10 protein-coding genes are annotated in these 13,705 nt (G+C 53.8%); 8 read left to right on the top strand and 2 right to left on the bottom strand.

Annotated features, from left to right (window positions below; genetic code table 11):
- The first annotated feature begins 132 nt into the window (after positions 1–132).
- Positions 133–1,341: an MFS transporter gene (locus F0P93_RS05495; protein WP_225309377.1), complete on the top strand. Its 1,209-nt coding sequence runs from the start codon at positions 133–135 to the stop codon at positions 1,339–1,341.
- A 52-nt stretch (positions 1,342–1,393) separates the two neighbouring features.
- The gene (locus tag F0P93_RS05500; RefSeq protein WP_150875269.1) at positions 1,394–2,068 is read left to right on the top strand and encodes an HAD family hydrolase; all 675 of its coding nucleotides are present in this window, start codon (positions 1,394–1,396) and stop codon (positions 2,066–2,068) included.
- Here F0P93_RS05500 and F0P93_RS05505 read toward each other — a convergent pair.
- Positions 2,035–2,556, bottom strand: a complete 522-nt coding sequence (locus tag F0P93_RS05505; RefSeq protein ID WP_225309378.1) for an MOSC domain-containing protein — start codon at positions 2,554–2,556, stop codon at positions 2,035–2,037. The genes F0P93_RS05500 and F0P93_RS05505 overlap by 34 nt on opposite strands.
- Positions 2,557–2,890: 334 nt before the next feature.
- Between F0P93_RS05505 and F0P93_RS05510 the strand changes: the two genes are divergently transcribed.
- From F0P93_RS05510 to F0P93_RS05525, 4 genes are all read left to right on the top strand, one after another.
- Complete coding sequence (locus F0P93_RS05510) at positions 2,891–6,100, top strand: SusC/RagA family TonB-linked outer membrane protein (protein ID WP_150875271.1); 3,210 nt, start codon at positions 2,891–2,893, stop codon at positions 6,098–6,100.
- 36 nt (positions 6,101–6,136) lie between these two features.
- Positions 6,137–7,723 carry a SusD/RagB family nutrient-binding outer membrane lipoprotein gene (locus F0P93_RS05515; protein ID WP_150875272.1) on the top strand — a complete coding sequence of 529 codons (1,587 nt, stop codon included), beginning with the start codon at positions 6,137–6,139 and terminating at the stop codon, positions 7,721–7,723.
- Between the two features lie 153 nt (positions 7,724–7,876).
- Entirely contained in the window at positions 7,877–8,491 is a 615-nt protein-coding gene (locus F0P93_RS05520; protein ID WP_150875273.1) for a hypothetical protein, read from the top strand.
- Positions 8,492–8,575: 84 nt separating this feature from the next.
- Complete coding sequence (locus tag F0P93_RS05525; protein WP_150875274.1) at positions 8,576–10,042, top strand: amidohydrolase; 1,467 nt, start codon at positions 8,576–8,578, stop codon at positions 10,040–10,042.
- Positions 10,043–10,147: 105 nt separating this feature from the next.
- Here F0P93_RS05525 and F0P93_RS05530 read toward each other — a convergent pair whose 3' ends face one another.
- Positions 10,148–11,776, bottom strand: coding sequence for a tannase/feruloyl esterase family alpha/beta hydrolase (locus F0P93_RS05530; RefSeq protein ID WP_150875275.1), 1,629 nt, complete (start codon positions 11,774–11,776; stop codon positions 10,148–10,150).
- A gap of 243 nt (positions 11,777–12,019) precedes the next feature.
- On the opposite strand from F0P93_RS05530, the gene fbaA reads away from it, so the two are divergent.
- Together fbaA and F0P93_RS05540 are read left to right on the top strand one after the other, a co-directional pair.
- Positions 12,020–13,099, top strand: a complete 1,080-nt coding sequence (gene fbaA / locus F0P93_RS05535; RefSeq protein WP_150875276.1) for a class II fructose-bisphosphate aldolase — start codon at positions 12,020–12,022, stop codon at positions 13,097–13,099.
- A 305-nt stretch (positions 13,100–13,404) separates the two neighbouring features.
- Complete coding sequence (locus F0P93_RS05540) at positions 13,405–13,623, top strand: hypothetical protein (protein WP_150875277.1); 219 nt, start codon at positions 13,405–13,407, stop codon at positions 13,621–13,623.
- The last annotated feature ends 82 nt before the right edge of the window (positions 13,624–13,705 follow it).

The raw sequence follows: 13,705 nt of genomic DNA on the forward strand, positions 1-13,705 counted from the left end.
TGTTTAGGATCGAATAGATGCACTGTTAACATTTTGGAAACATGATATTGAGATAATAAATCAATCCAGCACCAAAATAAGGTAATTAAACGAAAATAGAAGTAAAAAAACCGCCTTACTTTTGTAACCGGAATGAATCAGAATCCAATGAACATCACGCTCGACGAGAAACCGTCAACCACACCAAGCCTCCTTCGAAGCCTCCAAACATTTTTTACCAATCCGCAGGCGCGGGCTGTCGGACTCGTTTTCACCACGGAAAGCCTGTCACTGGGCGGCTGGGTGGCGCATATCCCTTACGTCAAAGAAAAACTGCACCTGACCGACGCCGGTCTGGGCATGGTTCTGTTTGCCATGCCGGTCGGGCTGCTGCTCATGAACCCACTAACGGGCTGGATCATTGCCCGGCTGGGGGCCGCCCGAACCTGTTTCCTGAGTGCGCTCGTGCTGTGTTTCAGCACCTTGATCCCCATTAACGCCCCCAACGTAGCCCTGATGGCCTTTGGTTTGTTTCTGGTGGGGCTGAGTGCGGCCTTGCTGAATGTGGCGATGAACACCTGCGCAGCCGATGTCGAACGGGAACAAAAGATTCTGATCATGTCTTCCTGCCACGGTATGTGGAGCCTCGGCGGTATGGTTGGTTCGCTGCTGGCCGGCATTCTGATTGCCATTCACGTTTCGCCCTCCATCCACATGCTCGCCGTCACCATCGCGCTGCTCCTGCTGACGGTTGCGCTGCGTCCCATCCTGGCGACGATCCCGGCGCAACCACCCACCGAATCGTCGGCGGCTTTCGTGAAACCGAATATGCTGCTGTTGCTCATGATTTTTATTGGTCTGGCCGTTGCCATGGGCGAAGGGGCGGCCCTCGACTGGAGTGCCGTTTACCTCCACGAATCAACCGGTGCCTCCAGCCAAATTGCCGCGCTGGGTTTTGGCTGTTTTTCACTGGCGATGACGATTGGCCGGTTCATGGGCGACGCCATCATTCCGCGTTTCGGAGCCAAACGCATCCTGAGTGTGGGTAGTCTGGTGGCGGCTTCGGGGCTGTTGCTGGCCATTCTGGTTCCGGTTCCGCTGGTGGTGCTGGCGGGATTTACCCTGCTGGGCGCGGGTTGTTCGCTGATTGCGCCCATATTGTATACGGCTTCGATGCGCGTTCCGGGCATTCCGGCAGCCACCGGTCTAGCCACTTTTGCGACCTTCAGTTTCATCGGTTTTCTGGCCGGACCGCCCGTCATCGGTTTTGTGGCCGAAGCCTACGGGCTGGCCTACGGACTGGGTCTGGTCGTCGTCGTGCTGGTGCTTTCTGCTTTCATATCCCGAAAAGTAAACGTCTGATCAATCACTCAAAACACGGTTTCACCGCTCTATATTCACTCAAGATCCTTTCATGAAAGCTGCCATTTTTGACATGGATGGTGTCATTGTCGACACCAATCCCCACCACCGCCTGGCCTGGCGCCAGTATTTTGAACGCTACGGAAAACCGCTGTCCGATGCGGATTTTGTTCAGTACGTTTCGGGCAAACACAACAGCCAGATTCTGACGCACCTCTTCACCGATCGCACGTTGTCGGATGCCGAATCCCGGCAGTTGGCCGCCGAAAAGGAAGCTTTGTTTCGGGAATTGTATCAGCCCGACATTGCACCAGTGGCCGGTTTGATCGACTTCCTCCAATCGCTGCGGAATGCCGGCATCCTGACAGCCGTTGGTACGTCAGCCCCGCTCGAAAACCTTGATTTTGTGATGGATGCGCTCGCTCTGCGTTCGTGGTTTACGGTTTTACTCGACGAAAGCAAGGTCAGCCGACCGAAACCGGATCCGGAAATCTACCAGAAAGCGATGCAACTGCTGGGCGTCGAACCCCACGAGAGCATTATTTTTGAAGATTCAACCACGGGCATCCGGGCGGCCAAAGCTGCGGGCGCTTATGTGATCGGACTGGCCACCACGGACTCGGTCGAAGAACTGCTGCGAATGGGAGCCAACGAAGTAATCCGTGACTTCACGGAACTGACACCAGACCGGTTTCAGGAATTGGTCAGCCGCTCGGTCCCGGTTTGATCGGTTTTTAAGACCGTAACCGGATCATTCAAATGAATACTACCACCCCGGACAACTCGTGCCGTGAGCCCGCCGTGGCCGCGCATGGCGTTGTAACCGCCCGGCCCCAGGTTGGTTTCCATGCGTGAACAGGGGTGACATTGTCCGGTAATTTCCAGAATAACCGCATCGCCGATCTGAATCTGATGGTCTTTCAACGCCAGCAGGTTCAGCCCGCCGATCACCAGATTTCTCCGCAGCAAAGCCGGGTCGAGCGATTCACGCCCGGTCAGGGCGGCCACCACCGGCAGGTGTTCGGCCTGAATCAGTGTCACATGCCGGTTGCCGCTCCGCCCGCTGTAGTGATCGCCCAGCAATCCCTTTTTCTCCGAAACTTCGACTTCACGAACCACTTCGATGGCGCCGTGTTTCTGCGGCCGAATCCCCAGCCACTCTACCTGCCCCGAACGGGGAAAGGTTTCCAGTAAAATCTTCAACTGATTTTCCACAAATTCTGCACTTGATGGACTGTGAAGATATTGATTTTCCACATAGAGACGCATACAACGTATAGAGGTCACGGCAAATTACTACTAACGGTTACCCTGTAGTCCCAGCTATTTTTTTGTACAATTCAAATACAATAGCCCATACCATCCTCAAATATAATTTCAACAAATTTCACAAAACAGGTTTAAATATTTGATGATTTTATATTAAAATATAGAATTTTTAAAAAAAATTGTTCTATTTAAGACCAGTTATTCCAAATATTGTGTTTATTTTGAAATAATCAGTCCAGAACTGTACCTAACCTATTTTTCACTTACTCTATTAAATTCTATGACAAAATGTGTACAACTCACATTTTTCCTGCTACTCTGTGCCTTCCTGAGCCACGCTCAGCAGAAAGCCATTCGTGGTAAGGTCATTACTGCCGAAGAACGCACGGTTTTGCCAGGCGTGACGGTGTCGGTAAAAGGAAACCAGCAAATTGGAACGGTGACCGGCGCACAGGGCGAGTACCAGATTAACGTCCCGGCGGGTGCCACCACACTCGTTTTCTCCTCCATCGGCTTCCAGACCCAGGAAGTGACCATCGGTTCCCAAACCACCATCGACGTTTCGCTGCCAACGGACACCAAGCAGTTGACCGAAGTCGTCGTTACCGCCGTTGGGATTACCCGGGAAAAGAAAGCCCTGGGCTACTCGGTGAGCACCATCAACAGCAGCAAAATTGCCCAGATTTCGGAACCGGACCCGCTTCGGTCCCTCTCAGGAAAAGTGGCCGGGGTCAACGTACAGGGATCGGGCGGGGCCGCCGGTGGTTCAACCAACATCACGATTCGCGGAAACTCGTCGCTTTCCAACAACAACCAGCCCCTGTTCGTTGTCGATGGAGTGCCGTTCGACAACTCTTCGTTTCTGACCGATGGCGGTCAGCAGGGCGGGGCGAGTTTCACCAACCGCGCCTTTGACCTCGATCCCAACAACATCGAGTCGATGACGGTTTTGAAAGGGGCAGCTGCGGCAGCCCTCTACGGTTCGCGGGCGGCCAATGGGGCCATCATCGTGACGACTAAAAACAACCGCAAGAAGTCAAAAAAGGGCCTGGAGATCACGTACAACACTTCGTATTCGTACGAGAAACTCGCCAAAGCACCGGAATACCAGACAACGTATGGTCAGGGAACCGAGTGGGATACGCGCTATGGCGTATTTGGTACCTGGGGAGCGCCGTATTCCCAGATCGACTCCATCCTCCACCCCATCGGCGTTCGTCTTCCAACGGTTTTCCCGGAGCTGGCGAACAAAAAGGTCAAATACGAACCGTTTGGTCAGCAGAACTTTGAGAATTTCTACGAAAACGGCTTTGTCTACGAAAACGCTTTCAGTGTTTCGGGGGGCAACGAAAAAGCCAGCCTGACCGCCGGTTTTTCGCGGACGGCCAACAAAGGGATTGTTCCCGAGAATAAAATCAACCGGACCAGTTTCAACATCGGCGGCAATGCGCAGTTGGACAACGGCTTCTACCTCAACGGGTCACTGACGTACGTAAACATCGACCAGCGCTCCCCGCAGCTTACGTCCAGCATCGGGAACGGCCCCTCGGCCATCGAAATTCTGCCGTGGACGCCCAACAGCTACGACCTGACCAACTACCCGAACACCAACCCGCTGACCGGCGGCAGTGTGTATGACCGGGTCGGGATCGATAACCCGTACTGGTCGGTCAAAAACAGTCCGTTTACGAGCAAGGTCGACCGGTATTACGGAAAATTCACCCTTGGATTCGATCCGTTTTCGTGGCTGAACGTCCAGTATACGGCGGGGTTCAATGCCTACACCGACCGTCGCCGGAGCGTGAACGGGAAGAATGGTGAGATTTATCCGAACGGAAACGTCACTGACGACAACATCTACCGCCAGGAACTCGATGGCAACCTGCTCATCACGGCAACCCGGGATTTCGGGCCGGATTTCAGCTTGCGGGCCATCATCGGCAACAACGTCAACCAGCGACTGACCGACCGCCAGCTCGTGTTTGGCGACGGGATTATCGTGCCGGGCATCAACGACCTCGACAACACCCGGATTCAGCAGACGTTCGGCGGAAACCTGATCAAACAACGGTTTATGGCGTTTTTCGGGGATTTCCAGTTGTCATACCGCAACTTCGCCTTCCTGAACGTGGTCGCCCGGAACGACATCTCCTCGACCCTCCCGAAAGGAAACCGCAGCTACTTCTATCCGGGCGTCAACGGTTCCTTTGTTTTCACGGAGCTGTTCAAAACCAACCCGGCGATTTTGTCATTCGGTAAAATTCGCCTGGGGTATGCCGTGGTTGGCAACGAAGCCAGTCCGTACCAGACCCAAACGGTTTACAACATCAACCCATCGTTCACCCACCCCGGCCCGGTCGACATTCTGGCCCCGTTCAACGGCGTCAACGCGATGACCTACAGCAACCGGCTGGGCAGTGCCACGCTGAAACCGGAGTTTATCCGCGAATTTGAAGCCGGTACCGAATTGCGTTTTCTGAAAGACCGCATCGGAATCGACCTGACGTATTACCGCAAGATCAGTACGTCCCAGATTTTCACGGTCGATGTGGCCCCTTCATCCGGTTATCTGACGCGGGTGGTGAACCTCGGGAAAGTGCGCAACGAAGGCATTGAACTTGGTCTGGACATCACGCCGATCCAGTTGTCCAACGGGTTCAAATGGAACATCTACACGGCTTTCACCCGAAACCGAAACCTGGTGCTGGATCTGGGTGGCGCAACCGAACTCTATTACAGTCAGGCCAATGCGACCAACACGATCGGCAGTATGCACATCGTGGGCCAGCCCTACGGTTTGATTCGGGGCAGTTATTACCTGCGCGACGACGAAGGCAATCTGCTGATCAACCCGGCCACCGGCAAGGCCATTCTGGCGGACCGCCAGGGACCGGTCGGCAATCCGAACCCGAAGTTCACGATGGGAATTACCAATACATTCACCTTCAAAGGCATCACGCTCGGTGCGTTGTTTGACTGGAAACAGGGGGGAGATCTGCTGTCGATTTCGGTGGCTGAAATGTTGAGCCGGGGCATCACGCGCGACAACGAAGACCGCAACAAGGTGCTGGTGCCGGTGGGCGTATTGGGCGATCCGAACACCAAACTGCCCATTTTGACGGCCGACGGTAAGAAACAACCCAACAACATCCCGATTTCGGTCAACGAATACTACTTCGGTACGGGTGCTTTCAGTGGCAGTCAGGGAACCGCCGACGAGTTCCGGGTTTTCGATGCGACGGTTTTCCGCCTGCGCGAAGTGTCCCTCGCCTACCAGATTCCGGCGCTGTGGCTGGCGAAAACCCCCTTCGGATCGGCAACGATTTCGCTCAGCGGCCGCAACCTGTGGTACAAAGCTCCCAACTTTCCCAAGTACATGAACTTCGATCCGGAAGTAAATTCGTTGGGTGCGGGCAATGCCCAGGGCTTCGAACTGGTGGCGGTTCCAACCACCAAACGATACGGCGTCAACCTGCGGTTTACGTTCTGATGCGGTTTTCTCTCCAACATTTACCGAAACTTATTTATGAAGACGATATTTAAACTGTTTCTCGGAGCCTTTTTCGCGCTCACGTTCAGCAGTTGCAATGACTTTCTGAACATTAACGTCGATCCGAACACCCCGGCGCAACCGGTGCTGGATCTGCTTCTTCCGGCCACGCAGGTTTCCATTGGCGTCCACATCGGCGGGGGAGCCACCAACCGCATTGCGACGGTCATCATGCAACACGCCACCCAAAACGGTCCCAGTCGCTTCGAACTGACCGGTTCGACTTTCCAAACGCCCTGGAACGGTATTTACTCGGAAGCCCTGAACGACCTGGAAATCATCATCCGGGAAGGCACCGCCAAAAACCAGTGGAGCTATGTTGGGATCGCCAAACTCGAAAAAGCGTATGTCTACAGTGTGCTGGTCGATCTCTGGGGTGATGTGCCGTTCTCGGAAGCGTCGCAGGGTGACGGCAACCTCAGCCCGAAATTTGACAAAGGAGCCGATATTTACGCGGCCGTTTTCAAGCTGATCGACGAAGCAGTGGCGGATCTGAACAAGACACCGTATGTATCGCCGGGCAATGCGGACCTATTCTACCGGGGTGATCGGCTGGGCTGGATTCGGGCGGCCAACAGTTTAAAACTGAAACTCCTGAATCAGATTCGGCTCGTTCCGAGCGAACAGGCGCGGGTGAAGCAGGAAATCAACGCCCTGATTGCCGGTGGACAGTTGATTCTGACGAATGCGCAGGATTTTACCTTCAAGTTTGGCGCGACCGAGACCCCCCAAAACCGCCACCCGATTCACATCAGCGACTACCGCGCCACGAAGGATTTCTGGATGGATCAGGGCTTCATGGAGCGTCTGTACAATGCCGATGATCCGCGGCTACGCTATTATGTGTATCGCCAGACCAACAATGCCGGGGTCAATTTCACCCGGACCAGCAATGGGTACGGCGGTCGCTTTACGGGAGATCCCACCGGCGCTCCCGCCGACAACGCCGTTCGGGCCACGTTCGGGCTTTATCCGTATGGCGGTTTATATGACAACAATCCCATCAGCAATTTACCGGCTACCAACGTTTTTCTGACCAATGCGGGCGTCAATTCCCCGGCCAATTTCCGGGTGGTAACCACGGCTGACGGCACCGGTGCCGGTATTTTTCCGATCGTTACCGCTTCGATGGTCAACTTTATTCTGGCCGAAGCCGCGCTGACCCTCGGCACAACGGGGGATGCCAAAGAGTATTTCAGAAACGGAATGACACTGAATCTCAACAGCATCAACAGCTTTGTGCAGGCTCCGGGTAACTCCGGCACGCAGCTATCGGCCACGACCATTACTAACTTCGTGACTGATCGGCTGGCGAAATTCGATGCGGCTCCGGCAGCCGGAAAACTGTCGGTGGTGATGACAGAGAAGTATATTTCGCTATTCGGCAACGGCATCGAATCGTACAACGACTACCGCCGAACCGGCATCCCGACACTGATGGCCCCGATTTCGCCCCTGAATCCGTTCCCGTTGCGGTTTACGTATTCACAGCGTGAATTGAACACCAACACGGCGGCCCCGGCCCAGAACAATTTTGTAACCCCGGTTTTCTGGGATTTGTAAACGGTTTACGGGTTTTCGGTATACTGTTTACGGTGGCTGACGCCTACTTGCTGACGCGTTTTATTGTGCAGGCGTCAGCCACCGTAAACGGTAGACCGAAAACCGTAAACGATAACTAACTTAAAACACGGTATCAAAAACCGTCAGAACCATATGAAATCACTTGTTTATATAACCTTGTTCTTAACCGCGCTGGTCATTTCAGACGCCTGCCAGACCAAAGATCCCATTCCGCTGGCTCCCGCCGGAGCGGTAGCGGTGGCGAAGGTCAATGCCGCCAAAGCGTATTTTGACGTCACGAATCTGGCGACCACGGATTTTGAGTTTCAGTTGAGTGGCGAGGATTTTGGTCAGGGCGTCGGCGTCAAAGCCATTGAAGTCTGGATCGGCCTGAACAGCCCCAAAATTACACTGGCGGCATCCATGACCTCCTGTGGCAACGGTGTCGGCTGTCTGTATCCGAGCGGTTCGCTGGGGCCACTGCCCAGCCGTCTGGTAGCCACCGACAAGTTGTGGAAGACCTTTTCGACCTTCCCGGCGACGGTTTCCATCAAAGCCAGCGAAGCCGCTGCGGCCGTTGGGGTGTCGCCAACGAGTCTGGTGCTGAACGATACGTTTCAGTTGAAATTTGTGGTTCAGACCAACGATGGCCGTCGTTTCGACGCGTTCCACGACGGGATTTGTGACGAAACCCGGGGGCAGGTTGGCGATTGCCGCCTGGTGATTCGCGTGGATAACAAGAAAGCGTTGTACCAACCTTTAAAATAAAACAATATCTTCATCAGCGAAACGGTAGCGTCGTGCCGGTTACGACCGGCATGACGCCTACAAAACCATCTTAACTGACTTGTCATGCAAAAAAAACCGCTTTTCCGGCTGCTGGTCTTCGGACTGGGTTGGCTTCCTACGGCCCTGCTCGCCCAATCGACCCTGACCAAAGAGCAACAGGAAGTTCTGGCGGGACTGGACAGCAAATCGGCCCACTACGGCACACTTTCCAAACAGATTTGGGACTGGGCCGAGGTGGGATACCAGGAACAGAAAAGCTCGGCCTTGTTGCAGGAAGAACTGACCAAAGAAGGTTTTTCGGTAAAATCGGGCGTTGCCGGTATTCCGACGGCTTTTGTCGCCACCTTCGGAAGTGGCAAACCGGTCATCGGTATTCTGGCGGAATACGACGCCCTGCCGGGGATTACGCAGGATGCCACGCCGGACCGAAAACCGCTCGACACCAAAAAAGCCGGACACGCCTGCGGACACAATCTGTTCGGACCCGGTTCGGTCGCATCGGCGATTGCGGTGAAAAACTGGTTGCAGAAGTCCGGCAAAGGCGGCACCATCCGGCTCTACGGAACCCCGGCGGAAGAAGGCGGTTCGGGGAAAGTCTACATGGTGCGGGACGGCCTGTTCAGCGATGTAGACGTGGTTTTACACTGGCACCCCGCCGACCGCAACGGAGCGGACCCATCGACCTCGCTCGCCAACATCACCGCCAAATTCCGCTTCCGGGGCATTGCGGCCCACGCAGCCGCGTCGCCCGATCGCGGGCGGTCGGCCCTCGACGGTGTGGAATCGATGAACTACATGATCAACATGATGCGCGAACACATTCCGTCGGATACGCGGGTGCATTACGTCATTACCAAAGGCGGTGAAGCCCCGAATGTCGTGCCGGATTTTGCGGAAGTCTATTATTATGTCCGGCATAAAAACCGGACGATTTTGCAGGACGTCTGGAAGCGCATGGTGAAAGCCGCCGAAGGAGCCGGTATGGGTACGGAAACCAAAATGGAATACGAAATCATCGGTGGTGTCTACAATCTGTTGCCTGTAGAAACCCTGGCGAAACAGATGCACAAAAACCTCAGTCTGGTGGGGGGCGTCACCTACACGCCGGAGGAAACCAAATTTGCCGAGAAGCTGGGCGAATCGTTCGGGGCCTCATTTGGCTCTATTCGGAAACCGGGAGAAGCCGCAGCGGTTTCACCCTTCTCGAATAACGACCTTCTCAGCAGCGCGTCGACGGACGTGGGCGACGTGAGCTGGGTGGTTCCGACGGTCGGTCTATCGGCAGCCACCTGGGTTCCCGGAACGGCCGCTCATAGCTGGCAGGCGGTGGCATCAAGCGGCACAAGCATTGGCGTCAAAGGCATGATTGTTGCGGCTAAATCGCTGTCGCTCACCGCCATCGACCTCTTCAAAGATCCAACCCTGATTCAAAAAGCCCACACCGACTGGGAAAAAGCCCGGGGTGGCGCAGCTTTCAAATACGAAGCCTTGCTAGGCGACCGGAAACCGGCGCTGGATTACCGGAAATGAGGGTTGTTTCACAGAGTTAATCAGAGGAAATCAGGGTTAATCAGAGAAAATTAATAACTCCGTTTAACCCTGATTTCCTCTGATTAACTCTGTGAAACAACTTAGCTACCTCAAGTATTTCTTTGCCGGGCTCAGAACCGCTCGTTTGGGGTAGGCGACGCCCCGGTAACTGGCTGGAGCGTTTGGGTCACCCCGCTTGTAGGTGGGCAGTTTGGGATACGGGTAAATCGGGCGTTGAAACCGGACGCCGTTGCTGGCGACGCCACCGGTATAAGCCGCAGCGATCAATTCATCCGGAGCCTTTCCCTGCTCCACCCAGTTCATCAGGGCCGTCAAAATGTCATGCTCCCGGTCCTGCGGAACCGTCAGCGCCAGACTTTGCCCGCAGTCGTTCAGGCCCGGCCCTCCCCCGCAGTGTGCCATACCGGGTATCAAAAAAAACCGAAAAAAGTCAGTGGTCTGCTTTGCGCCCCCCTGCGCTTCCACCACCCGCTCGTAGTAGGTGACGGCATCCTGATACGGAACGAGCGGATCAGCGGTTCCGGCATACATCAAAATCTTGCCTCCGCGTTTTTTCAGGGACGACAAATCGGGATTGTTGGCGTTCAGAATGGGGGCCAACACCGAATCCATCCGGTCCTGATCGCGGTCAAAATCAAATACTTTGTAATCGAAATTCGGGCCAAATACCCATTTGTATTGATAAAAAAGCGAACCCGGTGCCTGTTTCGGATTCTGCTGGTATTCCAGTCCGGCCGACGAGTTTTCGCTCCCGAGTGGCAGGGGTGTATAGATTCGCTCACCCGTTCGGGGGTTTGTTGGTCCGGCGTATACTTGTTTCAGGGCGGTCAGTTGCGTGCTGGTCAGGCAGGTGCCATTGTCGGTACCCTCCGGGCATTTGGGAAGCGTTTCGGGATCAAACCGGCACGCCCGGGGGTCGGTCAGAAAATTATCGCCGGGCGCTCCGCCATCCTTCCCGGCACAGGCTTTCACCACCGCCTGGGTGATGAGCGCAATCTTCTCTTTCGGCAGAAACGCACTTCCCGCTAACTGATTGGTCACCTTGTAATTCCAGACAAAACCGGTGTGCAAATGGGTACGGTTGTTGGCGGGTGCACCCGCTAAAATACCGTCATAATCGTCCGGATACCGCTGTGCTTCCATGAGTGCCTGCTGCCCTCCGGTCGAGCAACCCGCGAAGTAGGCACGCTGGATCGGCTTTTTATAGTGGGCCTGGGTGATGGCTTTGGCGGTTTTAGTCATCTCGTGCGTGGCCCGGTGACCAAAATCCGCCCAGCGTTCGGGGTGCCCCACGGCTTCATTCGCATTTGGGGAGGTTCCCATGTCGGTGTTGGTGGTCGCAAAACCGCGCTTCAGGCCATTCACCAGGGCACCGTAGGCGATACTGCCAGCTCCTCCGCCCGTACCGGTTCCCAGAAACCGGCCATTCCACCCGGTTTGGGGAAGCCACACCTCGATGCGGATAGTCGACTCGGGCGTAGGTTTCAGCGTGGCAGCCACCCGGCAGAAAGCGGGCAAATCGGGAACGGCCACGCCACTGCCCGGCATTTTGAACGTTCCGGCGGCTACACACTCGGCCATCGTGATGGTGGCTCCCGGAAACGTCTGTCTGGCAAGCTGTTGGCAGGAACAGGAAATGCTGTCGGTTTGAGCAGAAAGGGTAAAATTGCTGCTGAGAGCAAGAAGAAGTACGGTAATTTTTGAGAGCTGCATGAGTTAGGCAAAGGGCGTTTTCAAAGGTAAAGAAGATACGGTTGTTTCGCGGAGTTGAGCGGAGTAAAAGAGAGATAAGCAGAGAAAAAAACTACTCCGCTCGACTCTGCTTACCTCCGCTCAACTCCGCGAAACTACTTTTCAGAAAATAAATCGTACTTTGCAGTCTGAATTCGCTATGAGTTAACCATCTCGAAATCAGTCTATTTTTTCTTTACGCAATCTATTTTATTCCTATTGACTATGAGCGAAGTAGCCAGCCGATTTAAGCCCGGTGTGATAACGGGCGAAGGCGTCACCGAAATTTTCCGTCATGCCAACGAAAATGACTATGCGCTTCCGGCGGTCAATGTTGTCGGGACCAACTCCGTCAATGCTGTGCTGGAAACCGCAAAAGCCGTCAACTCGCCGGTTATCATCCAGTTCTCGAACGGTGGTGGTATTTTCTACGCGGGAAAGACCCTGTCGAACACCAATCAGCAAGCGGCCATTGCCGGTTCGATTTCCGGAGCCCTGCACATTCATAACATCGCGGAATTATACGGTGTCCCCGTCATTCTGCATACCGACCACTGCGCCAAGAAATTGCTGCCCTGGATCGACGGACTGCTGGAAGCGGGCGAGAAGCATTTCGACCAGACCGGAAAACCGTTGTACAGCTCACACATGCTCGATTTGTCGGAAGAACCAATCGAAGAGAACATCGAAATCTGCGCCAAGTATTTCGAACGGATGGCCAAAATCGGCATGACGCTTGAAATTGAATTGGGCGTAACGGGAGGTGAAGAAGACGGCGTCGATAACTCGGACGTCGATGATTCGAAACTGTATACCCAGCCTTCGGAAGTAGCATATGCCTACGAAGAACTGTCGAAGATTTCTCCGAATTTCACCATTGCCGCAGCTTTCGGAAACGTTCACGGTGTTTACAAACCGGGCAATGTAAAGCTGTCGCCGATCATTCTGAAAAATTCGCAGGATTATATTCAGGAAAAATTCAGTACCGGCCCGCTGCCCGTCAACTTCGTTTTCCACGGCGGATCGGGTTCAAGCCGGGAAGAAATCCGGGAAGCCATCCGCTACGGTGCCATCAAGATGAACATCGATACCGACATTCAGTGGGCTACCTGGGAAGGGGTTAAAAACTACTACGAAGCCAACAAGGCTTATTTGCAGGGTCAGCTTGGAAACCCGGCAGGTGCCGATTCTCCGAACAAAAAATACTACGATCCGCGCGTCTGGTTGCGCAAGGGCGAAGAAAGTCTGGTGAGCCGTTTGAAAGTGGCTTTCGAAGACCTGAACTGCATCAACCGACTGGCATAAGGAAGTTAGAATTACGAATTAAGAGTTATGAGTCGAAAGACTGGTAACTCTTTTTTTATGCCTTCTTTTCCAAAAACTAATGCGTCTGATAGTTACCCCTATTAACCTGAAGGTTAGTACATATCGGTGTAAATAACAGCAAATAGTTTAACACGTTAAGTACTTTTAACTAGTTATTTTCACCAACATTGAACGGAATGAGGAATTTCTAAAAACTAATCAAGATTTTACGGTTTATCTGCGGGGTCAGGTAGTCTCAATAGCACCGTATTCTGTATCTTGAGGGATACATTACGAAACGTGCCATGAAAACTTTATCTTTTTTATCCATGACGCTGAACGTCATGTCCATCTCCCGTAGATTTACGACAACGAAAGAATGCCCCCATTGCGGTCGGGATCAGTCGGCGGCAGAGCGTGTTCCCCGCTCCATTCTGGTGAAAAGCCTTCTTTTTTATGTTCCCACCCGTACCTACCGATGCCTGGGCTGTCGAAAAAAATTCGTTAAAATCGGCACTGATTAACCACGGTCAAATCTTTATTTATTCTTGCCTGCGCAAGAATGAATCTTGTATTCTATCATTCAATCCTGTGCATTCGTAATGA

It is taken from the genome of Larkinella humicola, assembly GCF_008727875.1.
GTDB lineage: Bacteria > Bacteroidota > Bacteroidia > Cytophagales > Spirosomataceae > Larkinella > Larkinella humicola.